We start from the raw sequence: 24961 nt of genomic DNA, 5'->3' as shown, positions 1-24961 counted from the left end.
CGAGTCATGTCCACCACATCCCCATCATAACCTGTACTAAGCGAATCACACAATAGCGCCGCTTAAAAGCAGGGAGGAACCAAATGAAAACCGGGATACGCATCTTTCAAATCGCATTTACATACATCGGAACGATCGTCGGGGCGGGATTCGCTACCGGGCAGGAAATCATCCAATTTTTCACCCAATACGGCAAATGGGGCGCCCTTACGATCCTGCTCGCAACCGCTCTGTTCATATGGCTCGGGACAAAAATCATGCTTATGTCGCGGCGGATTTCGGCCCGTTCCTACGAAGATTTGAACAAATATCTATTCGGCCCGAAAGCCGGGGGCGTCATCAGCATCATCATGCTGCTTATCCTGATCGGGGTGAACAGCGTCATGCTTGCCGGGGCCGGCTCCGTGTTTATGGAGCATTTCAACATGCATTACCAAACCGGCCTGCTCCTTACGATCGTCGGCACGTACTTTTTGCTGAAGCACGGAATTCATGCCATTTTGCAGATCAACAGCATCGTCGTTCCTTTAATGCTTACCTTGTCGGTCATCATCATTCTGAACACGGTCAAGCTTCCGACGGCCGACCGCTTCCTTACCCTGTCCACCGATTCGCATCCGGCCTTGGTCTGGCTCTCGCCGATCATTTACACCGCGTTTAATCTGGTATTGGCCCAAGCCGTGCTCGTTCCGCTGGGGAGCAAAACGGAAAGCGAAACGGCCGTCAAATGGGGAGGCATTGCGGGCGGGATCGGCGTCGGGCTGATGCTGCTTTCGGCGCATATCGCCATATCGGCGCATATGCCCGGCATCCGGCAGTACGAAATCCCCATGGGAAGCATCGCCTCCCACCTGGGGACGGCCGTTCAAATCATTTACGTCATGCTTATCTTCCTCGAAATTTTCAGCACGTTCGTCGCCGACATTTACGGGGTAACGCTCCAACTGCAGCAGCATATGGCCGTTTCCCCGAAGCTCATTTCGGCGTCCGTTCTGTTCATTTGCTTCCTGCTCAGCCAAATCGGGTTCAGTTCGCTTCTGTCCGTGCTTTATCCATTGTTCGGATGCCTGGCGGTTTTCTGGGTGGTCAAGCTGATGTTCAAATCCTGATGATGTCCGCTTGAGGCAGCGTCTCTCTTATGTCATCCAGTATATATCGATGGCAGGTGAGCATGATGATCTGCCGTTCCCCGGCCAGCTTGCCTGCCAAACCAAGCGCGGAACACATCCGCTCTTCGTCGAAATTGACGAACAGATCGTCAAGCAGCAGTGGCACGGCGAAATGGCCTTCCATGCTTCCGGCCAAAGCGAAACGCATCGCCAGGTACAGCTGTTCCGCCGTTCCCCGGCTCAGCAGCGTGCTGTCGACAAGGCCGGCCTCGCGATGCTCGGCCAGCAGCCTTTTTTCGCCCAGCTTCATCACGACCCTGCTGTAGCTTCCCCGCGTGAGCTCGCCGAAATAAGCCGATGCCAGCTGCAGCAGCCGGGGCTGCTTCTCCCGCTCGTAAATGCCGCGCGTTCTCGCGATCAATTCCGCGCAAAGGGAACGCACCGCGTATTCCGCGGCAATGTCCTTGAGCAGCGCCTTCTGCTCCTCCAGCTGCTGCAGCGCCGTATCGTGGGCGCATAACTTCACCAGCCCGTCCCGCTCCTGCAGCAGCCTGCCGCGGAGCTGCTGCAGCTCGCCGTGCTGCCGTTCCGCCTGGTCAAGCTCATCCGCCGCCGTCCGGCATGCTGCCTCCAGCGAGGCGGCATCATGGCGGTCAAGCATGTCCCGCAGCGTATGTTCACGGTCTGAAGGCCAGCCGCTGAACATGCCGACCGCAAGCTGGCGGACGCTCCGTTCAAGCTCTTTGCGCCGCTCCCATAAGGCACCCTGGCGCAAAAACCGTTCCCCATCCTCCGTCTGCGCCTCGGCAAGCAATGCCTCCTGAGACTGCATGACGGCATCGATCTCCATGCGGATCCGAAAATATTCCTCCTGCACCGGCTCCAGCTTGGAGCTTATGATTTCCCTTTCGCGCATCAGTTTTTTCTGCTCATCCCATGCCCGATTGGCCGCTTCAAGCCGTAGAAGCGGAGACGAGTCGGAGGCTGCGTCTTCAGGAAGAACCTGCAGGCATTCCTCCTCATACGCCCGGATTTCCTGCTCCAGCGCCCGTTTTTTCCGGCCGAGCGCCTCCAAACGCCGCACCAGCTCCAGCCCCTGTTCGGCAAAGCCGAACAGATCCATCACCGTTTCTGGCGAATTTGTTGGCCCGAGCGCCCGTTCAGACAACCACTCCTGCCATTGTCCCTCGAGCTCCGCGAAGATGCGCTGCTCCTTGTCCATTTTGCGGCTGAGCGCCGACAATTCCTGCCGCTGCGCCTCCGCCCGCTGGCGTGCCGCGAGCGCAGCCGCTTTGCTTTTTTCCAGCTCGTCCTGCCACAGCAGCCACGCGTCCACCTGTTTGCGCAGCTCGCGCAAAGCCGATTCCATATCCTGCTCGGAAAACAATGACAGATGCCTTCCTTCAAATTTGTCTCCCGACAGGCCCGACGCGGTAAGCGGGTCGGACACCAGAGAGGCGATAAGCGAAGACAATCGGGAGGCTTCACGATCAGGGTCATGCAGCGCCCGTTCATTCCGTCTTTTCGCCCGCCCTGCCTTCGGCGATGCTCCCCTGCTTTCCCGCCAAAAGAAAATATCGGCTGCAACCAACAGCACAAAGGCTGCCGCCGCCCCCAGCGGGGATCGCAGCAGCAAGAGCAAGCCCGGGAGAAGCAGCGTCATCAGTACGCTGCCCCAAAGCAGCCTCCGGTAAAAAGCCTTCATCCGCTCGGAAACAAACGCCTCGCGTTCTTCCTTTTCCTGTCGGGAAAGCCGCTCCAGCCGGGTTTCGCGCCAGCGCTCCGCCCCCGACTGGATATCGTTCCATAACGGCAGCAGCTCGGCTTTCGACTTCGGGAGGAACATCGCAAAACGGTTCCGCCCTTCCTCCATGTTCTCGCGCAAAGCCGCTTCCGCCCGCCCGAGCTCATCTTCGGCCGCTTCCCATTGCCTGGACTTTTGCTCCCGCTCCATCGCGAGCGACTCCATCCGGCGGTCGTATCCCGCAAAACCGGCGGCATACCGCCGCACCGCCTCGCGTTCGGACACGCTGCCCGAAAAAGCCCGCAGCTCGGAAACGCCCCAGCCCGGATCCATTTGGCGCAGCACCCTGTGCAGCTGCTCCTGCAAGACGGCTTCCTCTCCGGCAGACTCCTGCAGCTCCTTCATCCGCATTCCGATCGTTTCCCGCCTTGCCGCCAAACGCTCAATAAGCGGGCCCTGCCGGATCAGGCCTTCATCCGGCTGCAGCCTGCCGAGCCGCTCGCTTAAAGCGCCGGATGCCCGGTCGAGCTCCTGCTGCCGGATCCTGAGCCTGTCCAGCTCCGCTTGAAGCCGATACCACCGCTGCACGCCTTCTTCCGGAAACGCCGCCGTTTCAGGCATCCCGGCAAGCTCAAGCGACGCCTCCTTCCACTCCAGCCATTGCGGCCGGATCTCCTGCGCTTTCCGAAGGAGCGCCAACCGTTCCGAAGCCTCGTTCCGTTTCCGGTCGGCCTCCGCAATGGATTGGTTCGTGTCTCTGAGCTTGGACTCCGCCTCCAAATATTTGGCCAAATAGGAGCGGCTTTCCGCGATTTCCCGCTCCAGCCGCTCGATGGCCTGCAGCACTTTGGCGCTTTCCTGGACCCGCCCCCGCGGCTTGTACAGCTTTTCCATCTCCTGAAGCAGCCTCCGCTCGGCCCGGACGATGTCGGCGCCCCCGCCGAACCCGGCATGGAACAGGTAGCTGCCCAATTCCTCGGACTGCAGCGTGCGTATTTCCTGGAGCTCCGTCAACGTGACGGCAAACAGCTGCTTGAACATGTCCCGGGACAAGCCGCCAAGAAGCTCCCTTTCCAGATCGCCCTGCGTCATATGTACGGCCGTTCCCTTGGCTGTCGTTTTTACGATGGACAGCCGCTCTCCCCGGCCGGAAGCGGCGCCTCCATCGCGCGAGGCGAATCTGGAAACGGTCCAAGTCGATCCGTCCTCCGCTTTCGCCGTCAGCACCCCGCCATGAACTCCGCCCCCCGGAGGTTCGAATCGTTCCGTCGGGTATGAGCGGCCCGGTATGCCGTACAGCATCGCCCGGACAAAATGCAGAATCGTGCTTTTGCCGGCTTCATTCGGACCGGCCAACACCGTGATCGGGGAATGCAGCCGGATGTCGCGGTCGCGGATCCTTCCGAAGCCATGGATTTGCAGACGCTCAATGTTCATCCGGTTCGCCGCCTCCTTCCCGTTCCCGGCCATGCTCCGCCAGCAGCATAACCGCCATTTCCTCGGCCCGGCGCAGCCAGCCCGTCCGCTCCTCTTCGCCGACTTCGGCCAGAAGCTTGCGCAGTTCCCCGTTTGCCGCGAGCGGCTGCAGGGCGCTGCCGAACAGGTCGGAGCGGATTTCCCCGTCCTGGCCCGCCTTGCGGCCGTAACGGAGCAGCTCGCCGAGGAAGCTGTCCTCCTCCAGCAGCGTTTCCCTGTCGATCCACGGACCGGACCGGATATCAAAACTTTCGATCCAGACCAGCCCTTCAAATCCGCCGGGTTCCGCTGCCGCGCGGACGGCCTTCCGGTGAAGCTCGTGCAAAATCTCCTCCGCCATCCCTTCCTCCAGCCTTTGGTGCAGACGGCTTCTGCCGGCGACGGCGAACCTGACGACGCTCATCTGACCGGGACGTTCGCTGCGGATGGCCTCCATTCGGTCCTCCACCATCGCATAAAACGCCTCCTCGCCTTCCATGCCGTCGATGGCGAGCGTTTCATGGTACCACCGGACCGTATCCAGCTCATGGAACTGCAATCCGATGTTTCCCGCCTCATCCACCCGAACGACGTAGCAGCCCTTCGCCCCGGTTTCCCGGATGCTGCGTCCTTGAATATTGCCCGGATAAACGATGTGGGGGTTTTCCTGCAATACCTGCCTTTTATGAATATGGCCAAGCGCCCAATAATCGTAGCCTGCGGCGGTTAAGTCGCGCCGGGTGCAGGGGGAATACGTTTCATGCGCCGGATCGCCGTCCACGTTGGCGTGCAAAAGCGCAATATGGAACAGGGATGAATCCCTGTTCCTCTGAAAATGAAGCGACGTATTTTCGGTAACCTTCGCCGTCGGGTACGAAATGCCGCCGATGACGGCCGCCGGCCGCCCGTCCTGCCTGCGGCATGCGGTAACCCGTTCGAATTCGGGACCAAACACGTGCACATGCTCTTTTTGGGAAACGATCATGCGCGGGCCGTCGAGCGGGTCGTGATTGCCATGGATGACGTAGACGCCGACGCCGTGCTCTCCGAGCCGGTCCAGCGCCTCCTGAAAGCGGAGCTGCGCCTGCAGCGACGAATCCTTGGCATCGTATACGTCGCCGCAAATCACGATAAAATCGACCTGCTCCCGGATCGCCAGCTCCGTCAGCCGCGCGAAGGAAGCAAAGGTGGATTCGCGCAAAAAAGCGCGTATCCCGTCCGAAAGTCCGCTGACGCCCTTAAACTGGCTGTCCAGATGAAGGTCCGCGGCATGAATGAAAGTAAACGGAACCATTCCATCACTCTTTCACGGGGGAGTATTGTAAGTATAATTTCTTCAGTTCGTTGACCGCATGGGTCAGCGAATAATGGCTTTTCGCCTTGTCCCAGGCCGAACGGGCCAGTTCGTAGCGGTACAGCGGGTCGGTAATGACCTTCTCCAAAGCTTCGCCGAGCGCCACGTAATCCTCGGGCGGCACGAGCAGGCCGTTGACGCCGTCTTCGATTTGCTCGGCGATCCCGCCGACGTCCGTTCCGACAAGCGCCAGGCAGCTGAGCGCCGCCTCGGCGAACACGGAGCCGAAGGCTTCCGCCCGGGACGGGAGAACGAATATATCAAAAAATGGCATAAATTCCTCGGGATGAAGCGTATAGCCGTAAAATATCGTTTCGTTATAAATGCCAAGCTGTTTAGCCAGCGTTTCCAGCTCCGTCCGGTAAGGGCCGTCGCCGATAATATGCAGCACGTAGTCGAACCCTTTCTTTTTCAGCTCCGCGCACGCTTTCAGCAGGATGTCGAGTCCTTTGGCCGGAACTAGCCGGCAGACGGTAATCAGCTGCGGGACGTCGTTTTCATGGGGAACCGGCTTAAACCGCTTTTCGTCGAACCCGTTCGGCGTCACCGCGATCCGTTCCGGATGGTCGACGTAAGCTCCCAGATAATCCGCGAAAGAGCGCGACACGGTCAGCATTCGTTCGCTTTTCAGCTCAAGCTCCCGGTAGAGGGAAACCAGAAACCGGTGCTCGGGACCGTCCGCCTTGATTTTCCCGTTCAAAATCAGCTCTTTTTCGTAGCTGGAGTGGATGGTCTGAATAAGGGGCACCTCCGGGAACACCTGCTTCATGGCGAGGCCGGCGATCGGATGATGCGCGTGGATCAGGTCGTAAGGCTTTTGGATCCGGAGTTTCGTCCACCATAAATAATCCCGGTACGTTTGAATATATTTCTGGACGGTAGGGCTGTCTCCGTATTCCGTCCAGTCGAAGGTCTCGAACCGAATGTCTTCATGTCCCTTGTTACGGATCCGTTTCGGCAGCCAGAACATTTCCACATCCCATCTTGAGGATTGAAAACGCTCCTGCATGTACGGAATCATCGAAGATACGCCGCCGGGCTGTTCCGGCGGGAAAAAGAGTGCTTGCAGTAATCTCACGGGGTAACCGCCCCTTTCCAGTAATCTCTTTTCTATCTTTTTTTATGTTGTACACTCGTTTCAGGATCCTTGAATTTATGATATATTGGAACATATGTTTCAGTAAAGGAAAACCATTTCGGGAGCCGATAAATGATGACGCCTTACATGTCCGGATCGCCCTACGCCGTTTCGGCGGGCATCGCTTCAGCATGCTGTCTGTACATCATACTCATCATGTCGATCATGTGCCTCATTATGTACAGCAAACAGCGAAAAAAGGCCTATTTGTCGATGATCATCGCCTTTCTTTTTATTATGACATACGAAGGTCTGAACATCCATTTCGCCTTTTGGCCGGCCCCGGGACGGAGCGGGAGTTATTCCTGGATCGCCGATCTGCAAATTTTTTCGTTTTTGCTGCTGAACCTGTCGGTATTACAGCTGTACCGCCGGATGGGCAGAGCCTCTTACGTCCTTTTTGCGGTCCTTGCGATTCTCTTTTTCGTACCGTTGGTCTCCTACGTCATTCCTTACGGGGGGACCGGCTGGCAAAAGCTTTACTTGGATGTCTATCAATTGGGCATTCTATATGTGGGCATTTCTTTCATATCACCGCGGATTGGCCAGCGGGGCAAATATTTTGCCGGCATCAGCGTTTACTTCGTCTACATGGCTCTCGGAATGCTTTCGCGGTATGCCGGGCAGCACGGCGCCTGGATCGACGGGGCCTTGGTATGGCTCCCGCTTGCGTATTACACGATCGTGTTTCTTATCCTGTTCGAGAGAATCGTCGAGCTGATGCAGTCGATCTACCGCTCCTCCATTACCGACGGCCTCACGAACCTTTATAACCGCCGGTTTTTCACGAAACAGCTGAACAAATACGTCGAGCAGGGCGTCAAGGTTTCGATGATATTTTGCGATATCGACAATTTCAAAAAACTGAACGACACCGAGGGACATCAGCGCGCCGATCAGGTGCTTAAGCAGGTGGCTTCGATCATCGACGAAGAGGTGTCCGAAGTCGGTCTGAGCGGGCGGTTTGGCGGAGAGGAGCTCGTTGCCCTGGTCGTGGACAAGCGGGCCAAGGTCGCCCAAATCGCAGAGCGGATCCGCGCAAGGGTCGCCGATGAAACGATCGTTACCTTAAGCATCGGCTACAGTACGCTGCGCAAAAGCATGACGGGCGAGGAACTGGTCAAACAAGCCGACCAAGCGATGTACCGCTCCAAAACGACGGGCAAAAACAAAGTTTCGCCGTACCGCATGCCTTCCTCGAAAAAAGAAGCGGAGGAAGCCGGCGCGTGACCGCATCGCATACTTCAGGATTTTGCAAAATCCTCATATAATACCAATAACAAAAGGAGCTTGAACGATGGGCAAAGAATCGCTGCCTTCCGCGTACGTTGAACAAATGAAACCGATTTTGGGCGGGGATCTCCCCGCTTTTTTGCGCTCCTATGATCTTCCCCGCACGCACGGGCTGCGCTTTAACGGGTTGAAGATCGCGCCGGAGCTGCAGGAAAACGTGGTGCGCATGTTTGACCTGAAACCCGTTCCCTGGTGCCCGGCCGGTTATTATTACGGCGAGAACGCCCGTCCCGGGAAACATCCCTACCACCAGGCCGGGCTCTACTACATCCAGGAGCCTTCGGCCATGTCGGCGGTGGAGCTGCTTGACCCGCAGCCGGGCGAAACGATCCTGGACCTGGCCGCGGCCCCCGGAGGCAAAACCACCCACATCGCATCCAAAATGAACGGGGAGGGATTGCTCGTTTCCAACGAAATTCATCCCGAACGCGCCAAAATCCTGGCGGAAAACGTGGAGCGGATGGGGATTGCGAACGCCTTGGTGACGTGCGCCGCGCCGGACGAGCTGTCCCGCCGGTTTCCCGAAGCCTTCGACCGGATTATGCTGGATGCGCCTTGTTCCGGCGAAGGCATGTTCCGAAAAGATCCGAACGCGCTCGAGGAATGGTCGCCTTCCTTAGTGGACATGTGCGCCGCCCGGCAGCGCGACATTTTGGACCATGCTTACGCGATGCTCAAACCCGGGGGCACGTTGGCCTATTCGACCTGCACGTTTAACCGGAGCGAAAACGAAGAGACGATAGCGCATTTCACGGCCGCATACCCCGATATGGGGATCGTCCTTATGAAACGGCTGTGGCCGCATGAGGAGGCCGGGGAAGGGCATTTCGTGGCCGTACTGCGCAAAACGGAAACCGGGGAACGGAACGGGGCGAGTAAAAAAGCCCGCAAACCCCAGGACAAAGGGAAAAACCGCCCTGTCCAAGCCGCCTTGCGCGATTTTGCCTCCTGGGCTGCGGACGAGCTCCCCGGATACCGCCTGCCATCAGGAACCCCGATCCTGTTCGGCGAATCCCTGTATCTGCTTCCCGCGGCGGAGACGCTGGCGATCGACGGGCTCAAAATCCCGAGGGCCGGTCTTCACCTCGCCCATTTGAAAAAAAACCGCATCGAGCCGGCCCATGCGCTGGCTATGGCGCTTGCCCCGGGACAGACCAGGCAGCAGATCCGCCTTGAAGCGGACGGGCCAGAGGCGGCGGCCTATCTGCGCGGCGAAACGCTGCCCGTTCCGGCCGATCTCCGCGGCTGGACGCTCGTCACGGTGGACGGCCTTCCGCTCGGATGGGGCAAAGCCAGCGGAGGGCAGCTCAAAAATCATTATCCGAAAGGGCTGCGCCAATTTTAATGCGCCGATCGACCCGTATTTAAAGCAAAAGGTACCCTTGGTCTTACGGAAGACCTAAAGGTACCTTATTTTTTATGCCGAGCCCGCTCAGGACAAGCAATATTTAAGCAATGCCGCGTGCACCCCGTCCTCGTTGTTCGAGGCGGTCACTTCGTCGGCGGCCGCTTTCACTTCCAGCGGGGAGTTGTCCATGGCGATGCCGAGGCCCGCAAAGGTCAGCATCGTGATGTCGTTGTAATAATTGCCGATCGCCAGCACCTCCTCGGGACGAACGCCGCGCCGCTTCGCCAGCTGCTTGAGCGCGTTGCCTTTTGAAGCGTCCGGATGCATCAGGTCGAGGAAATATTCCCCGCTGCGCAAAATGTTGAATTCCGGCGTCCATTTGCCGATCTCCTCATGCACTTTGTCCAGCACGTCGGCGTAATCGAATGCCGTCACTTTGACGACAGGTTCGCCCAATTCCTGCATCGGCGGCAAATTAGCCGGAAGCATCAGGAAGTTTTCATACATGCTGCGTACTTCGACCGCCATTCCGTCCACGTTGTCCACGTACATGCGAAATGCGGTATTGACGTCAAAATGGACCTTTTTCTCGCGGAAATAATCCATGTAAGGCCCGATCGCTTTCGTATCCATGGCGAACTGGTGCACCACTTCCTTCGTGACGACGTCCACCGTCGCTGCACCGTTGTGGCTGATGACGTAACCTTTCAAGCCGATCTCTTCCATGAACGGGATCGAGTTTTGCGGCCCTCTCCCGGTGCACAGCACGATTTCGGCCCCGGTACGGGATACCTCCTGAATCGTCTTTTTCGTTTGCTCGGTCAGCTCATGGTTGTCGTTCAGCAGCGTTCCGTCAACGTCGAGCGCAATCAGCTTGTATTTCATGTCTCCACCCATCCTTTTGAAGTTTTTCGTCTCGGGATTGTGCTTTAATCCCTTCTATTTATTCAAAATTCCGCACTTCCATTGTAACGCAGGATTGTTATCGGAGTGCAAGCCCCATTCCGGCACGCCTTTTTAATCTTGCGCTCCGGTTAACAATGCAAGCTCCTCCTCCGTCAATTCCCGGTATTCCCCCAGCTTCAGCGAAGGGTCCAAATTCAGCCGTCCCATACGGATCCGTTTCAAATAAATGACCTTTTTGCCAACTGACTGGAACATGCGCTTGACTTGATGAAATTTGCCTTCATGGATCGTCAGCTCGATCCGGGAAACGATCTCCTCCCCTTCCCGCTTCCGCTCCAAAACGGCAAGTTCGCCGGGCAGCGTCACGTAACCGTCATCCAGCGTGACCCCTTCGGCAAACCGCTTGACGTCGTCATCGTCTACCTCTCCAAGCACCAGCGCCGTATAGGTCTTCGGCACATGGCGTCTCGGGGACAGCAGCTCATGCGCCAGCTTGCCGTCGTTGGTCAAAAGCAGCAGCCCTTCCGTATCCTTGTCCAGACGTCCCACCGGAAAGGGCTCAAACGCCAAATATTCGGGCGAAAGCAAATCCAGAACGGTCCGGTCGCGGTTGTCTTCCGTTGCCGATACGACGCCGGGTGGCTTGTGCAGCATCACGTATATAAACTCCCTGTAACGGATCTGCTCCCCGTCAAGCATGATCACATCCGTATCCGGATGAACATGCATCCCGCTGTCTTTGGCCTTGAGGCCGTTCACCGTGATCAGGCCCTGCTTGACGTATTTTTTGATGTCGCTTCGGCTGCCGTAACCCAAATGGGTCAGCGCCTTGTCCAATCTCAAAGTCGTTCTTCCTTTTCCGCTCATGCCGAGGTCCACCTCCATCCTGCCGGGTATTCGTTTTTCAACATCCCGTCCTGCCATTTGCCAAAGCCGGCCGAATAGCCGTCAATGCATACCAGCACGTATCCTTTGGGCGCGACGCCCTCCCGGCGCCGAATGCGCTCCCCGTCGATATCCAGCGTTTCGCCTTTCAAATAACGAACCGCCTCGTCCGATTCGGACGACAGCTGGAGCACGCGGCAAAACTCCCGCGGATGCAGGGCGGTCGCAAGCGGATGCGCCGGGACAAAGCGTCCGTTTTTGGCGTCGCCCATGTACCAGCCCGGGCGGACCACTTTAAGTCCGTCCAAAGCCCCGGGCGGAAGCGGCGATTGATAAACATGCTGGCCGAACACGATCGTAAATCCGTCAGGGGTAAAAGCGAGATGGTCGCGGAGGAATTGTCCGTACGCTTCAAGCGGGGCGGCCGTTTGATCGGTCGCTGCGGATTTGGCCGCTTTTCCTTTTTTCAAAGCGCCGGCATTCCGTTCAGGTTTATGTTTGCCTTTTCCGTTTAGGCGTTCCCCTTCGGCGGGCCGGCCGCCGATTGCGGCGCGAAGCACCCCGGGCTCGTCCGTTTCCGATCCGTCATGCTGCAGGACGGCCACGAAATGGCCTTCCCCTTCGATCAAATGGGGCCACAAACGCGCGGTATGTTTCGCCTGCTCCAAAACCTCGTCCGGGATCTTATCGGGCTCCGCCATATGCTCGCGAATCCAGCCGGTTTCTCCGGGGGCAAACATCCCGCTTGCCGCAGGAGGTTCAACGCGGAAATGCGCATGTTCCATCAAAAATTCGGCAATGATCGCTTCGTTTTCCTCCGGCGAAAACGTGCAGGTGGAATAAACGATCCGGCCGCCCGGCTTCAGCATGCCGGCTGCCGATTTTAGAATGTCCCGCTGCATGGCGGCGTATTTGTCCGGCGAATCGGACGTCCACTGGCGGACCATAACCTCGTCCTTGCGGAACATCCCCTCGCCCGAGCATGGGGCATCTACAAGGATTTTATCGAAAAAGGCGGGAAAGCTAGCGGCGATCCGCTCCGGATGTTCCCGCAGCACCACGCCGTTTCGGACTCCGTAAAGCTCCAAATTTTTAGCCAACGCTTTCGTCCGTTCCTGATTCAGGTCGTTGGAAACCAGCAGGCCTTCCCCTTGAAGCTTGGCCGCGATTTGGGTCGATTTGCCGCCCGGGGCCGCGCAAAGATCCAGCACTTTGTCTCCCGGCTTCACCCCAAGCAGTTCAACGGGGGCCATCGCGCTCGGTTCCTGGATATAATACAGTCCGGCATGGTAATACGGATGTTTGCCCGGCCGGTCGCCCGGACCCGTATAAAAGCCTGTGCCGCACCACGGAATCGGCTTCAGCTGCCACGGGCTCAGCTCCAGCATGTCGTCCACGGAAATTTTTAATGTGTTTACCCTGATCCCTCCGTGCGGGTCATGGCCATAGGAAGCGATAAAATCTTCGTAGCTTTCCCGGAGCAGCGATTTCATCCGCTCCTTAAAGGCTGCAGGCAGCTGCAATCCCATTCATTCATCATCCTGTTCTGTCGTGTTAAACTCGATTCGTTTTCCGTCCGTCATCTTTGTTGTCATGTATCATCAGATTAACGCCTATCTACGCGTTTAAAAACAACAACCCGCTGTTCCCAGGACAGCAGGTTGATCACGTTCATGAATTTATCGTCCGAAAGGCGGCCGCGGCGTTATTCCTCTTGCGAGTTTTCCTTCCGGCATCCGGCCATCGCCCGTTGGACGTCCTCAAGCAGCCCCTTCATCTCATCCATGTCGGGCCGGCCGTCCTGGCTGGACCAAATCCGGTTGAACCGTTCTTGGAATTCCATGGCCTCATTGACGAGGTGATAGAAATATAGCTGATGAATCAAGGTCAGCACCTGCGAAATTACGTTGGAATCGTCCTCGAACTTCTTCTGGGCTTCCAATATTTCCTCGCGGATGCCCGACATTTCATTATCCAAAATGGCCGCCGCTTCCGCGGTTTTCTGCAGCCGTTTGCGCACGTCTTCCGGCAGCATTTCGCGGTACTTATAACTTAAAGAATGCTCGATCGTCGCCCAGAAATTCATCGCCAGCGTCCGGATTTGGATTTCGGCGAGCACCTTTTTCTGCCCTAGCGCCGTCTGCACGGGGTATTCCACGATCATATGGAAACTGCGGTAGCCGCTTTCCTTGTAATTCGTGATGTAGTCTTTTTCGTATAAAAGCTTCAGGTCTTTCCGGTTGCGGATATATTCGGCCACGCGCCGGATATCCTCCACGAACTGGCACATGATGCGGATTCCGGCGATATCCTCGATTCCGGTTTCCAACTGGTCCATCGGGACGTTCAGCCGCTTCGCCTTCTCCAAAATGCTCGAAATCCGCTTGACGCGGCCCGTCACAAATTCGATCGGCGCATATTCTTCGCGTTTTTTGAGTTCCGCGCGCATCGTTTTGAATTTCACTTTGAGTTCTTCAACGGCTTGCTCATACGGTAGTAAAAATAATCCCCAATCCCTGCCGTCCATGCACATGCCTCCTGTCTGTCACCCTCAGCGATGGTCCGCTCCCACGGCTTCGGAAATATGCGAAAATCCGTCACGGCGCAGAAGCTCCCTGAGTCCGGCGTGCAGCCGTCGGTTCACTTCGGGCCCTTCATATATAAGAGCTGTATAAATTTCGACAAGACTTGCCCCGGCCCGCATCTTCCCGTAAGCATCCTCCGCGCTGAATATGCCTCCCGAGCCGATAATGGGCAGCTTGCCCTCGGTCTGCCTGTAAACGCGGGAAACCACTTCCGTGGAACGGGCGCGCAGCGGTTTGCCGCTGATTCCTCCGGTTTCCTTTTTGTTCGGGTGGGTCAGCCCGTCCCTGCCGATCGTCGTGTTCGTGGCGATAATGCCGGAAATTCCGCTCGCTGAAAGGGCGTCCACCATCATCTCAAGCTCCTCGTCGGTGACGTCGGGAGCGATTTTGACGAGAATCGGTTTTGTTTTGCCGTGCTTTTGAGCCTGCAGACGCATCTCTTCCATAATATGCGCAATCAGCGAAGAAAGCTCGCTGCCGTACTGCAAATTCCGCAAATCAGGCGTATTCGGCGAACTGATGTTCACGACGAAAAAATCGCCGTACGGATACAGCGTGCGAAGGCACGCCTGGTAATCCTTATAGGCTTCCTCGTTCGGAGTCACCTTGTTTTTGCCGATGTTGACCGCCACCGGAACGGGCCGGTTTTTCAACCGGGACAGCTTCTCCGCCATCGCCTCGGCCCCTTCGTTGTTGAACCCCATGCGGTTCAGGAGCGCTTCGTCCGGGGGCAGACGGAACAAGCGGGGCCGGTCGTTGCCGGGTTGTCCTTTCGGCGTGACCGTCCCCACCTCCATAAAGCCGAAGCCGATGGAAGAAAAACCTTCCACCGCCGCCGCGTTTTTATCCAGTCCCGCCGCCAATCCTACCGGGGTGGGAAAATGAAGTCCGAATAGATCAACAGCCAGATCGGGCGTTTCGTCCACGCCGTACATGCTCCGCAAAAGGGCAGGACCTCCGGGGAAGGATCCGGCCGTATGTAATCCTCCGATCACCAAATGATGCGCTTTTTCCGGGTCCATCTTAAAAAAAATCGGTTTTGCCACGTTTCGGTACAGCACCTGCTACTCTTCCTCTCCATCCGCATGTTTGTTCTCTACTTTTCAGTTTATCCTTTTCCGCGGTAAAAGAAAAGTTTTTTGCCTTGGTTGCTTTGCCGGGTCCTCCCCCATGTCCCGCTGGTTTTTTATGGACAAACCCATTACAATTGGGATATCCACTGAAAATCGATAGAAAGAGGGTTGAACGGTATGGCAACCAAACGCAAGCCTCCGACACTTCGGCAAAAAAAAGAAGAAGTGAACAGAAAGGCGATATTTTGGTCAGGCCTCAGTTTATTGCTTCTCATTCTGCTGATCGTAGTGCTGATTCTTTGGAACACCTGATTTTACAGCCAGTGGTACGTTTTTCGGGGGTTTGTCTGATCCTGCTCCCGCTTCGTGCGGAATCTTTCCTGCGAAGCGAGCGGTTCGTCAGGCAAGCCCCCTTTGCCGATTATAACCGGCGTCCCCATCGGGACGAGGTCGAACAATTCCTCTACGTCCGCTTTGCTCATCCGGATGCAGCCCAGCGACTCGTCCTGTCCGATGCTGTCCGGCTCGTCCGTCCCGTGGATGGCGTAATTCGTGTCGGATAGCTGCATCCCCCGGCTGCCGAATTCGCCGTCGGCACGCCCGTTCGGATTCATCACCTTATCCGTGATGGCGAATTTGCCTTCAGGCGTCCGTTCCGCCCCGAGTCCGACCTTGTAATTCCGTAGCATCACCCCGCCGCTGACGACGGCCAAACGGTGGCTGCTTTTGTCGACGATAATGGTTAGCGGCTGCGCAAAATAAGGTCGGCCTCCCCACGTATCGGCGAGCGGGCCTTTCCCTTTCTTGGCACTTTCCCCGTCAGCCGCATGCGGAACCTCCTGCTCCTGCCCTGCCGCCTCTGCCTTAGCCTGCTCCAGCAATGGCTGAAACGCTTCCTTCATGCTTTCCGTCGTCCCGGAAATCCAGTTGTCCGGAAACGGGCGGGCCAAATCCGCAAGCTGTTCGGGATATCGGCCGGCATGGTTTTTATAGGCGCGAATTGCGCTGCCAAGCAGCGCGAGCTCCTCCTGCTCCCCCGTCCAGGCAAAGGCCGCTTTGGCCAGCTTTTCTCCATCCTCCGGACGGCAGCTGCATGTTTTCGGATCATAAGACTGATAGGCAACGGCTCCGCCCCCTTTGTTTTCCAGCGTATATCCCACGGGCAGCCGGCGTTTCCACAACAGCCATTTTCCTTGCTTTTTCATTTCCAGGACGGCCAGCCTGCTCCCCAGCAGCCCGGGATGGGCAAGCGGTCCCGGCGCAATCGGCGTCACACCCTTTTCCAACCCGCCCTCCCGGACGGCCGTAAACATGACAGCGTCTTCAGCCGGCGGAACGGAACGGTCGTCGTCTTTATGGGGGGAAGCTTGATTTTTGTCTTCTTCGACGCCCGGGTCCGGATGCTGAACGGCCGCCGCTTCTTTTGCTTTTTGATGTTGCCTCGGCGCATCCACGGACGGGACAAGGGCCAGCAGCAAAATCATCAGCGCCACGAACGCGTGGCGCAGCCGGGCGGTCCGGCGTTCCTTCTCTTCCGCCTGCTGCAGCAGCTTGAGCTCGTATTCCTGCCAAATGTCGGAGGGCATTTTGCTTGTCTCGAACGCTTCATAAATGCCTCCGGAACGGTTGAAGCAGTAGTTCGCTTTGCCAAGCTGCCCTTCTTTTTCATATTCCTTGCCGAGCAAATACCAGCCCATCTTATTATCCGGGTGCATCTGCACGTATTTTTTCAAATATGAATTCCTCACAGGTTCCTCCATAAAAAAACGTCTTTACTATATATATCGGGTCGGGGCGGCAAAAAAAACACCCTCCTTCCGGATCAAACCGGACGAGGGTGCTGCGGCTGCATTTATTTCTCAATCAGGTCGCGGAACGGACTGTCCGCCACCTTAATGGAATCGGTCGGACATCCGTCCGCCGCATCCTGCATATCCTCAAACATTTCCTCCGGAATTTCGGTGACGCCCTGATTGCCGTCTCCGCCGAAGGCGACTTCCGCCAGCCCTTCGTCGTCATAATCGAAAATATCCGGCGCAGTCGCCCCGCAAGCCCCGCAGGAAATGCAAGTATCCTTGTCAACCCAGCAGTATTTCGCCATGTATCTCTCATGCCTCCCATCAAACGCAAGCATTTCAAGCTGGCCCGATCCGGCCGGCAAACCTAATCATAATGCAACTTCGGCCAAATGCCAATGATCGATGTCACTTTCATGCCGGAACATTCGCGCATGCGTCACGGAAGATCCATCCCGTCTTTGCCCACGAAATCCATTTGGAGCGACGTCCCCCTGGCTTTATGGTCGCGCAGCAGCGCCGACGGGTCGTCTCCGAGCATGCCCGCGGTAACGATCGCGTTTTCGCCGAATTTGTTGCGGAGCATGTCCATCGTTTTCGTCAGCGTTTCTTTTTTCGGTTGTTTTTCATATTCGAACAGATCCAGCTGGATTGCAGCTTCGTCCTTCGGCGTCAAATGCTGGAGCGTGATTCCGAGCAGCCTCACAGGCTTATCCCAGCTCCAATGATCGGCATACAGCCTCCGGGCTTCGTCGTAGATGTCGCCCGCGTCCTCCGTCGGCGTCTTCAGCATGCGACTGCGCGTGATCGTCTTCATGTCCGGCGTCCGGATCGTAATCTGAACGCCCCCCGCGACAAGTCCCTGGCGTCTCATCCGGCGCGCAACCTGATCGCTGATGTTAAGCAGCACCCGATGGACATCCTCGCGCGCCTGAATATCGGCCGGCAGCGTCGTCGTATGGCCGATCGATTTATTGGGCTCGCGTTCCTCCACTACGGGCGAATGGTCGATACCGTTCGCGGCCTGCTTCATCCAAGCGCCCATCACGCCAAACGAACGGACTAGCGCCTCTTCGTCGGTATTCGCGAGCTGGCCGATCGTATGGATCCCGATTTTGCGCAGTTTTTCGGCCGTTTTGCCGCCGATGCCGAACAATTCGCCGCATGGTTTGTTCCAGAGCAGGCGCGGCACGTCCCGAATGCGCAGCACGGAAATGCCGCGCGGCTTTTTCATGTCGGAGGCCATTTTGGCAAGCAGCTTGTTGGGCGCGATCCCGACCGAACACGGCAATCCGAGCTCCTCGTCGATCCGCCGCTGGATTTCCTCCGCGATATGCTGCGGCGTGCCGAATTGTTTCGAGCCGGTAATGTCGAGGTAACATTCATCGATGGAAGTCGCCTGCATGAGCGGCGTATAGGAGTATGCGATTTTCATGAACGCTTTCGAATATTTGCGGTACAGATGGAAATCGGGTTTAATAATGATCAGATCGGGACACTGCTTCAGCGCGCGGCCCACCTGCATCCCGGTCGAAATCCCCTTTTTCCTGGCCGCGTAGGAGCAGGTGACGATAATACCCTTGCGCAGCTCGATGCTGCCGGCCACAGCCGTCGGCTTGCCGCGGTATTTCTCCGGTTCCTCCGCCTCATGGACCGAGCAGTAAAAAGCGTTCATATCCACATGCAAAATGACCCTTCCGTTTGTTGGATAATAAGCGTCTACGTCACTCTTCATGAGACCTTCTCACCTTTGCGATTTTCGTTACGTTCAGCATAACGCCCCCCATGCGGGAGGTCAAGAAAGAGGAACGGACGAAAAACGCGAATTCTTTGTTACATTCCCGCGTAAAAATGCTATAATAATTTACTATATATGTGGGTCGTCAGAATCCCGCTAAAAACGAATCAATGAATCCATAAGACTTCCAAAGGAGGACGCTTCCATGTCTAAGTCCATTTCCATCTTCGACACGACCCTGCGCGACGGCACCCAAGGAGAAGGAATCAGCCTGTCGGCGGACGACAAACTCAAAATTGCCAAAAAGCTCGACGAACTTGGTGTTCAATATATTGAAGGCGGGATTCCGGGAAGCAACAGCAAGGACATCGAATTTTTCAAACGCGTGCAGCAGCTTGGCCTCGCCGCGAAAATTACCGCTTTCGGCAGCACGCGGCGCAAAGACAGCCAAGCCGAACAGGACGCGAACCTGAACCGCATCATCGAATCCGGCGCCCAAGCGGCGACGCTTGTCGGCAAATCATGGGATTTTCACGTGCACACCGCACTGCAGACGACGCTGGAAGAAAACCTTGCGATGATTTACGATTCGATCGCTTATTTGAAGCGGCAAGGGCTTGAGGTCGTTTTCGACGCCGAGCATTTTTTCGACGGTTACAAAAACAATCCCGAATACGCCGTCGCCGTGCTCAAAAAAGCGAAAGAAGCCGGAGCGGACTGGCTTGTCATGTGCGATACCAACGGCGGAACCCTCCCCCACGAAATCGGCGGCATCGTCTCCGCGTTCCATGCGAGCGTGCCTGACGCAAACCTCGGCATCCATACCCATAACGACTGCGAGCTTGCGGTGGCGAACACGCTCAGCGCCGTTCAGGCGGGAGCCCGCCAGGTGCAGGGAACGATCAACGGCTACGGCGAGCGCTGCGGCAACGCCAACCTGTGCTCCATCATTCCGAACCTGCAGCTCAAGCTTGGGTACGAATGCATCGGGGAAGAGCGATTGAAGCAATTGACGAACACCGCCCGTTACGTCAGCGAAATCGCCAACGTCAACATGCCGGTCAACCAGCCGTACGTCGGCAATGCGGCCTTCGCCCATAAAGGCGGCATCCACGTGTCCGCGATTTTGCGGGATTCCAGAACGTACGAGCACATCGTGCCCGAATGGGTCGGCAACAAGCAGCGCGTGCTCGTGTCGGATCTGGCCGGACAAAGCAATATCGTTTCAAAAGCGCAGGATATGGGGCTCGACTTCGACCCGTCGAACGAGCAGTCCCGCAAGGTGATCGACAAAATCAAGGATTTGGAGCATCAAGGATACACCTTCGAAGCGGCCGACGCCTCGCTGGAGCTGCTGCTGCGCGAAGCCGGCGGGGAAATGAAGGAACTGTTCACCTTCGAATCCTTTAAAATGCTCGTCGAAAAAACGGCCGGGCAGCCGGTTGTTTCCGAGGCTTTCGTGAAGCTGAACGTGGCGGGCAACAACGTGTATACCGCAGCCGAGGGCAACGGTCCCGTCAACGCTCTCGACAATGCGCTGCGGAAGGCGCTCGTTCAATATTTCCCGGCCATCAAGGAAATGCATTTGTCCGACTATAAAGTCCGCGTATTGGACGAAAAGGACGCGACGGCGGCCAAGGTCCGCGTGCTGATCGAATCGCGGGACATCAACAATTCGTGGAATACCGTCGGCGTATCCGGCAACGTCATCGAAGCAAGCTGGGAGGCTTTGGTCGACAGTATGCGTTATGCCCTCCTCGGGCAAATTTTGAATGAACGCGACGCGGAGGAAACGCCATCCAACGAACAGCGGGGGCTCGTCAACCATTAAGCTCGCGAAAACATAAAAAACCTCGGGCGTCCCGCCGGACGCCGAGGTTTTTTATCGTCTGCGGGCCGCAGACGTTGTTTGAATATCAGGATTTGATCAAATGTTTCAATTTTTTCTCCAAATCCTTTTGCGGCAAAATGCCGAGCACGACTTCCTGTACGACCCCGCGTTTATCGATCAGCACGTTGGTCGGGAAAACGACCCCTTTGTACTGCTTTTCGTAAATGTCGGCTTTCAGGTCCAGCATGACCGGAAATTTGACCTTATATTTATCGACAAAAGTTTGGGCGTTCTTTTTATTGTCGTATTTGGTCACGTTGACTCCGTACACGACCAGGCTGTCCTTGTATTTTTCGGCAATCGCGTTCAGCTCGGGCGCTTCCTGCTGGCAAGGGTCGCACCAGGATGCCCAAAAATTCAGCAAAATCGCTTTATCCTGGGCGCCTCCGACTTGATATTCCTTCCCGTCCAGCCCTTGGGCGGTGAACGCCGGAGCGAGCAGGCCGGCCTTGGGCCCCGTCTCGGTCGGCATCGGCTCTTCATGCCGGAACGCTGCTTGAATGCCGGGTCCCGCATTTTGGTAAACCGCGATGCCGATTAAGACGATGACGCCAAGAAGAATATATAGATTACGCTTCATGGATGTCTTCGTTCCTTTTCATATAGAAATTTCTAACTATCCTGTATTGTACCCTCTTTTCTACGTAACTTACAAATTGTTTGCGAAGATTTTCCAAGAATTAAAAAAGTATCTTCAATGCCAATAAAAAAATGCCTCTGCTTCCTGAGCAGAGGCCATCGAGAGGGGAGAACTACGGTTGGCAGATTTTCATACCATCCGGAGGGAAATCCGGATCAGCGCCTTGTGCGGAAGGCAGATCGCCGAACACCTCGTTTCCGGATTGCCGTATGAAACCTGCGGCGTGTTGCGGGGTAAAGCTGCAGCGGGCGGCATGCGAATCGACGCGTTTGCCCCGATCCGCAACGTAGCGCCTGACCCGCTGCATCATTTCGTCCTGGACCCGGCTGAGTGGATCAGGGAATGCTTGCGGGGAGAAGGCCTGATCGGCCTGTTCCATTCCCATCCGTCTTCGCCGCCCGTTCCTTCCGACGAAGATTTGCGGCAGCTTCCCTTGTTCGCCGGGATGTTCCGGGTATATCTTATCGGAAGCCCGAGCGGCGCGGGAAGTGAAACGATGCTAAACGGTTATTTCATCGATAAAGATGCGGGTGATCGGTATCATCTGCTGCCCGCGGCGGTCAGGCATGGCTGAGACAGGCGTACAAATCGCCCAGCGTCTCGGCCTTGCAGCCTTCCGCAATGTCTCGCAAATAAGAAACCCACAGCTTTGCGGTCATTTTGGCGTCCTCAAGCGCATGATGCCTGCCTTTAACCGGGATGCCTTTTTCCGTCAGCAAAACGTCCAGCGAATAACTTGAAAGACTCGGCCTCAGCCAGCGGGCGATCATCATCGTGTCGATCACGCGGTGGCTGAGATTGATCTTGGACGTTTTCCATAGAGCGGCGTTCAGAAAAGCTTTGTCATGCCCGCTGGCATGGGCGACTAGCACCCGGTCGCCGACAAAATGCATAAAGTCGTGAAGCCCTTCGATCAGCGGCGGAGCTTCGTCGATCATCGGCTGCGTAATGCCTGTCAGCTCGGTAATTTTCGGCGGCACCGGCCGCTTGGCTTTGACCAGCGTATAGAACTGCTCTTCCTCCACGATCTGTTCGCCGTCGGCCTTCATCGCCCCGATCGACAATATTTCATCCCCCTGCTGAACGTTGAATCCGGTCGTCTCAAGGTCGAACACGACGGTCTTCAGCTTATGAAGCGGCGTGTGAAGCTGTTCCGGGCGGCGTTGCTCCCGCATGAGGGAGCGGATGAAAGCCATCTGCTGGGCCGACGTTCCTCCCATGACGGATGCAACCGCCGACGGCACACCGCCTTGGCGCAGCATACTCCAAAATCCGCCGTTTCCTCGTTCCGGGGTTTTCATGGCCTTCCCCTTTCCGCAAAGCGCAGCCTTCGGTTTAACGCACGGTGCATGCGCCTTACGGTCGTCAAACTTTCCCTCAGCTTATACAAAAGCGTTTTTTTCTTCAGCTCCGATTGCGGCAAATAACCGCTGCTGGCATAAACGCCGTCCCGGATCGTGTAGGAAGCCGAAGCGCGCAACGTCAACGCGGTCAGGAACGCGCGCTGGCAGTTTTCCAGCAGCAGATTGCCGCCGTCAAGCAATGTCAACCTTTCCAGCCGTTTGAGCGTTGAGGTCTCGTTGACCCCTTCCTGCAACGCCATGTAGCGGATGCTATTGACGAGCGGGATATATACCCCGTATTTGACGTCAAAATCGCCGGCGTGGTCGCCGAAACGTTCGGTCACCACCTGCCCGAGAATGTTCAGCGTCGCTTTGTGCCTGACCGTATTTCGCAAAAAGGCGGTCGTCATTTCCGGCGAATCGTTCATCCGGACGGCGAAAAACTGCTTCCAGGCTTCCGCCAGGGACGGGTCCCCGGCAATCCGGCGCATATCCGAAGCGATCATCAGGCAGCGCACGTTTTCCCAGCTATAATCCCGGTGCCATCTTGCCAGCTGCCGCTTCCATTCCTCCAGCGTTTTGTTCCAGGCCGGCTCGGAGCACATCACTTTCCCTTTGCATTTTTCATAACCCAAATATTCCAGCAAATCGGACAAACGCCGCCCGAAAGCCGCAAAATACCGATCCTTCTGCCCATGGGCTTCGTCGCTGACGATCAGCCCGTTGTCCTGGTCGCTCCAAGGCGTCGATTCCCTTCGGCCGGAGCTTCCGAATACGACCAAAGCGTAGGGGACTGGGGGCGGGCCGTAACCCGCCCTTTCCAGCTCCGCTTCGCAAACCGCGGTAGCCCTTGCGGCCACTTCGTCGTGCATGTCGTTTACGAGTGCCGTCCAGACGTCAATCGGCATTTCCGGGTACGCATGCTCGATCCACGATTGGCAGGCCAACCTGCCGTCCCGCAGCTGCTCGCGTGTCGCCGCAAATCGGATCATGCTCAAATCCGGCTCCCGTTCCGCGTTTTTCATCGGCTCCATCCCCGCACCTCCCTGTCAAGCCAAGCGTGAAATTCTAAAGATGAAAGATCATGTCAAAGTATGGCGGTCCTAGAAGGCTTCGCCGGTTCCGACCGACGGTTTGACGCCGGACATCTCGGTTGCCGGCTTTGCGGCTTCGGCGCCGGCGATCAGCTTCATTTGCTCCGGATAACCGTAAGCGCCGTGTTCGCTCAAATCCAGCCCCATCATTTCTTCTTCCTCCGATACGCGGATGCCCATCGTCGCCTTCATGATGCCGACAATGACAAACGAAATGACGAAAACGAAAACGAATGCCCCGAGCACCCCAAGCAGCTGTACCCCAAGCTGCTCAAGGCCGCCGCCGTAGAACAATCCCGGTTTGCCGACTCCCGTCGTTTCCACCAGCTTCGGCGTCGCGAACAAACCTGTGGAGATTGCGCCCCAAATGCCGGCGATGCCGTGAACGGAAAAGGCGTAAATCGGATCGTCGATCCCCGCTCTTTCAAACCACTGCGCCGTAAAAAACGTAACGATTCCCGCCACGGCACCGATGACGACGGCTGCCCAGGCGTCGACGAAGGCGCAGGAGCCCGTAATGGCGACAAGGGCGGCCAAAACGCCGTTCAGCATGCTCGGAATGTCGGCCTTGCCGAACACCGCCCACGAAATCAACAGCGCCGCGATCGCGCCTGCGGCAACCGCGATGTTGGTCGTCAGCGCCACGTATCCGAAAAAACCGTCCATCATGGCCGAAAGGGTGCTGCCCGGGTTAAAGCCGAACCAACCGATCCACAGAATAAACACCCCAAGGACGGAGAGCACTTGATTGTGACCCGGAATGCTGTTCGGCTTGCCGTCTTTATTGTATTTTCCTAGGCGCGGTTTGAGCATGTAGGTTATGACCAAGGCCGCCGTTGCGCCCGTCAAATGGACGACCGTCGATCCGGCGAAATCCTGCATGCCGAGCTGCCCGAGCCAGCCGCCGCCCCAAACCCAATGGGCCACGACCGGATAAACGACGATCATGAACAACGCGCCGAATACGATATAGACGCTCAGCTTCGCGCGTTCGGCCATGCCGCCGCAGGCAATCGCCAGCGAAACGGCCGCAAAGGAAAGCTGGAACAAAAACTTGACCGATAGCGAGACGTCCGATGCCGCCAAGGCGTCAAACGATTTGGCCATCGAATCGCCTGTCATGAAAAAGCCCGTCGTTCCGAAAATGCTGTTGCCGTTGCCGAAACCGAGCCCGAAGCCGAAAGCCCAAAACACGATGATGGCGATTCCCAGCGTCAGCACGGTTTTGCCGGCGATATGGCCCGCGTTTTTCATCCGCACCGAGCCGGCTTCCAGCAGGGCGAATCCCGCTTGCATAAAAAAGACGAGCATCGCTGCGACAAACACAAAAAACGTGTTTAACCCTGCCTGCAGCTGCACGTTGGTGGCCCCGTCATCAGCAAATACCGTTGCCGGAAGAGCCATGAACGCAAGAAATGCCAAAACACCGCCAAACCACTGTCTTTTCATCTTCCCCACTCCTCATTTGTGTAAGGTTTTATAACATATAACGAAATTATTAATCACATTATAAACAGATCACAAAGAAAATGACAATAAAAATATTAAAAAATCCACAAATGTAATAAT

The 24961-nt window shown here is 56.6% G+C and carries 20 protein-coding genes; 5 read left to right on the top strand and 15 right to left on the bottom strand.

Going from position 1 to position 24961, the window contains the following annotated elements; all coding sequences use genetic code 11:
• The first annotated feature begins 83 nt into the window (after window positions 1–83).
• Window positions 84–1109, top strand: a complete 1026-nt coding sequence (locus RJP21_RS11950) for a YkvI family membrane protein (protein ID WP_160040141.1) — start codon at window positions 84–86, stop codon at window positions 1107–1109.
• Here the strand turns inward: RJP21_RS11950 and RJP21_RS11945 are convergent.
• The 3 genes from RJP21_RS11945 to RJP21_RS11935 are packed head-to-tail and all read right to left on the bottom strand — an operon-like array spanning window position 1099 to window position 6740.
• Window positions 1099–4290: an AAA family ATPase gene (locus RJP21_RS11945; protein ID WP_310859489.1), complete on the bottom strand. Its 3192-nt coding sequence runs from the start codon at window positions 4288–4290 to the stop codon at window positions 1099–1101. The two genes, RJP21_RS11950 and RJP21_RS11945, sit on opposite strands and share 11 nt — an antisense overlap.
• Window positions 4280–5602, bottom strand: a complete 1323-nt coding sequence (locus RJP21_RS11940; protein ID WP_310859488.1) for a metallophosphoesterase family protein — start codon at window positions 5600–5602, stop codon at window positions 4280–4282. The genes RJP21_RS11945 and RJP21_RS11940 overlap by 11 nt, the downstream gene beginning before the upstream one ends.
• 4 nt (window positions 5603–5606) lie before the next feature.
• Complete coding sequence (locus RJP21_RS11935) at window positions 5607–6740, bottom strand: glycosyltransferase family 4 protein (protein WP_310859487.1); 1134 nt, start codon at window positions 6738–6740, stop codon at window positions 5607–5609.
• Between the two features lie 132 nt (window positions 6741–6872).
• Between RJP21_RS11935 and RJP21_RS11930 the strand changes: the two genes are divergently transcribed.
• Window positions 6873–8030: a GGDEF domain-containing protein gene (locus RJP21_RS11930; RefSeq protein ID WP_310859486.1), complete on the top strand. Its 1158-nt coding sequence runs from the start codon at window positions 6873–6875 to the stop codon at window positions 8028–8030.
• 67 nt (window positions 8031–8097) lie between these two features.
• On the top strand, window positions 8098–9438 hold the full coding sequence (locus tag RJP21_RS11925) for an RsmF rRNA methyltransferase first C-terminal domain-containing protein (protein ID WP_310859485.1): 1341 nt from the start codon (window positions 8098–8100) through the stop codon (window positions 9436–9438).
• Between the two features lie 87 nt (window positions 9439–9525).
• Here the strand turns inward: RJP21_RS11925 and RJP21_RS11920 are convergent, their stop codons facing one another.
• From RJP21_RS11920 to RJP21_RS11885, 8 genes are all read right to left on the bottom strand, one after another.
• Entirely contained in the window at window positions 9526–10326 is an 801-nt protein-coding gene (locus RJP21_RS11920) for a Cof-type HAD-IIB family hydrolase (protein ID WP_310859484.1), read from the bottom strand.
• 132 nt (window positions 10327–10458) lie between these two features.
• On the bottom strand, window positions 10459–11214 hold the full coding sequence (locus RJP21_RS11915) for a pseudouridine synthase (RefSeq protein WP_310859483.1): 756 nt from the start codon (window positions 11212–11214) through the stop codon (window positions 10459–10461).
• Entirely contained in the window at window positions 11211–12761 is a 1551-nt protein-coding gene (locus RJP21_RS11910; protein ID WP_310859482.1) for an RsmB/NOP family class I SAM-dependent RNA methyltransferase, read from the bottom strand. Before RJP21_RS11910 ends, RJP21_RS11915 begins: the two co-directional genes overlap by 4 nt.
• Window positions 12762–12937: 176 nt before the next feature.
• Window positions 12938–13759 carry a GTP diphosphokinase gene (yjbM, locus tag RJP21_RS11905; RefSeq protein ID WP_310859481.1) on the bottom strand — a complete coding sequence of 274 codons (822 nt, stop codon included), beginning with the start codon at window positions 13757–13759 and terminating at the stop codon, window positions 12938–12940.
• A gap of 24 nt (window positions 13760–13783) precedes the next feature.
• Window positions 13784–14878, bottom strand: coding sequence for a quinone-dependent dihydroorotate dehydrogenase (locus tag RJP21_RS11900; protein ID WP_310859480.1), 1095 nt, complete (start codon window positions 14876–14878; stop codon window positions 13784–13786).
• Between the two features lie 326 nt (window positions 14879–15204).
• Window positions 15205–16638, bottom strand: a complete 1434-nt coding sequence (locus tag RJP21_RS11895) for a L,D-transpeptidase (RefSeq protein ID WP_310859479.1) — start codon at window positions 16636–16638, stop codon at window positions 15205–15207.
• A gap of 104 nt (window positions 16639–16742) precedes the next feature.
• Window positions 16743–16991, bottom strand: coding sequence for a ferredoxin (locus RJP21_RS11890; RefSeq protein WP_310859478.1), 249 nt, complete (start codon window positions 16989–16991; stop codon window positions 16743–16745).
• 134 nt (window positions 16992–17125) lie between these two features.
• Window positions 17126–18421: a DNA polymerase IV gene (locus RJP21_RS11885; RefSeq protein WP_310859477.1), complete on the bottom strand. Its 1296-nt coding sequence runs from the start codon at window positions 18419–18421 to the stop codon at window positions 17126–17128.
• Between the two features lie 208 nt (window positions 18422–18629).
• Between RJP21_RS11885 and cimA the strand changes: the two genes are divergently transcribed.
• A complete protein-coding gene (gene cimA / locus RJP21_RS11880; protein ID WP_310859476.1) occupies window positions 18630–20255 on the top strand; it encodes a citramalate synthase in 1626 nt (541 codons plus the stop codon).
• A gap of 85 nt (window positions 20256–20340) precedes the next feature.
• Here the strand turns inward: cimA and RJP21_RS11875 are convergent, their stop codons facing one another.
• On the bottom strand, window positions 20341–20895 hold the full coding sequence (locus tag RJP21_RS11875) for a TlpA family protein disulfide reductase (RefSeq protein ID WP_310859475.1): 555 nt from the start codon (window positions 20893–20895) through the stop codon (window positions 20341–20343).
• A gap of 178 nt (window positions 20896–21073) precedes the next feature.
• On the opposite strand from RJP21_RS11875, the gene RJP21_RS11870 reads away from it, so the two are divergent.
• Window positions 21074–21529 carry a Mov34/MPN/PAD-1 family protein gene (locus RJP21_RS11870; RefSeq protein ID WP_310859474.1) on the top strand — a complete coding sequence of 152 codons (456 nt, stop codon included), beginning with the start codon at window positions 21074–21076 and terminating at the stop codon, window positions 21527–21529.
• Here RJP21_RS11870 and RJP21_RS11865 read toward each other — a convergent pair.
• From RJP21_RS11865 to RJP21_RS11855, 3 genes are all read right to left on the bottom strand, one after another.
• On the bottom strand, window positions 21516–22256 hold the full coding sequence (locus tag RJP21_RS11865) for an exonuclease domain-containing protein (RefSeq protein WP_310859473.1): 741 nt from the start codon (window positions 22254–22256) through the stop codon (window positions 21516–21518). The genes RJP21_RS11870 and RJP21_RS11865 overlap by 14 nt on opposite strands.
• Window positions 22253–23332, bottom strand: a complete 1080-nt coding sequence (locus RJP21_RS11860; RefSeq protein WP_310859472.1) for a DUF294 nucleotidyltransferase-like domain-containing protein — start codon at window positions 23330–23332, stop codon at window positions 22253–22255. Before RJP21_RS11860 ends, RJP21_RS11865 begins: the two co-directional genes overlap by 4 nt.
• A 69-nt stretch (window positions 23333–23401) precedes the next feature.
• On the bottom strand, window positions 23402–24841 hold the full coding sequence (locus tag RJP21_RS11855; RefSeq protein WP_310859471.1) for an ammonium transporter: 1440 nt from the start codon (window positions 24839–24841) through the stop codon (window positions 23402–23404).
• Between the last annotated feature and the right edge of the window lie 120 nt (window positions 24842–24961).

The sequence above is a fragment of the Paenibacillus sp. VCA1 genome (assembly GCF_031583795.1).
Lineage (GTDB): Bacteria > Bacillota > Bacilli > Paenibacillales > Paenibacillaceae > Paenibacillus_AQ > Paenibacillus_AQ albilobatus.
The sequence above is the reverse complement of the archived record's forward strand: the minus strand, read 5'-3'. Positions and strand labels throughout refer to the sequence as shown.

Bases quoted from the DNA above. Each gene is read 5' to 3' on its own strand.
- RJP21_RS11945 (WP_310859489.1), bottom strand. From the start codon at position 4,290: ATGAACATTGAGCGTCTGCAAATCCATGGCTTCGGAAGGATCCGCGAC.
- RJP21_RS11925 (WP_310859485.1), top strand. From the start codon at position 8,098: ATGGGCAAAGAATCGCTGCCTTCCGCGTACGTTGAACAAATGAAACCG.
- RJP21_RS11875 (WP_310859475.1), bottom strand. From the start codon at position 20,895: ATGAAGCGTAATCTATATATTCTTCTTGGCGTCATCGTCTTAATCGGC.
- RJP21_RS11920 (WP_310859484.1), bottom strand. From the start codon at position 10,326: ATGAAATACAAGCTGATTGCGCTCGACGTTGACGGAACGCTGCTGAAC.
- RJP21_RS11950 (WP_160040141.1), top strand. From the start codon at position 84: ATGAAAACCGGGATACGCATCTTTCAAATCGCATTTACATACATCGGA.
- yjbM (WP_310859481.1), bottom strand. From the start codon at position 13,759: ATGGACGGCAGGGATTGGGGATTATTTTTACTACCGTATGAGCAAGCC.
- RJP21_RS11855 (WP_310859471.1), bottom strand. From the start codon at position 24,841: ATGAAAAGACAGTGGTTTGGCGGTGTTTTGGCATTTCTTGCGTTCATG.
- cimA (WP_310859476.1), top strand. From the start codon at position 18,630: ATGTCTAAGTCCATTTCCATCTTCGACACGACCCTGCGCGACGGCACC.
- RJP21_RS11885 (WP_310859477.1), bottom strand. From the start codon at position 18,421: ATGAAGAGTGACGTAGACGCTTATTATCCAACAAACGGAAGGGTCATT.
- RJP21_RS11940 (WP_310859488.1), bottom strand. From the start codon at position 5,602: ATGGTTCCGTTTACTTTCATTCATGCCGCGGACCTTCATCTGGACAGC.
- RJP21_RS11890 (WP_310859478.1), bottom strand. From the start codon at position 16,991: ATGGCGAAATACTGCTGGGTTGACAAGGATACTTGCATTTCCTGCGGG.
- RJP21_RS11865 (WP_310859473.1), bottom strand. From the start codon at position 22,256: ATGAAAACCCCGGAACGAGGAAACGGCGGATTTTGGAGTATGCTGCGC.
- RJP21_RS11910 (WP_310859482.1), bottom strand. From the start codon at position 12,761: ATGGGATTGCAGCTGCCTGCAGCCTTTAAGGAGCGGATGAAATCGCTG.
- RJP21_RS11930 (WP_310859486.1), top strand. From the start codon at position 6,873: ATGATGACGCCTTACATGTCCGGATCGCCCTACGCCGTTTCGGCGGGC.
- RJP21_RS11860 (WP_310859472.1), bottom strand. From the start codon at position 23,332: ATGGAGCCGATGAAAAACGCGGAACGGGAGCCGGATTTGAGCATGATC.
- RJP21_RS11915 (WP_310859483.1), bottom strand. From the start codon at position 11,214: ATGAGCGGAAAAGGAAGAACGACTTTGAGATTGGACAAGGCGCTGACC.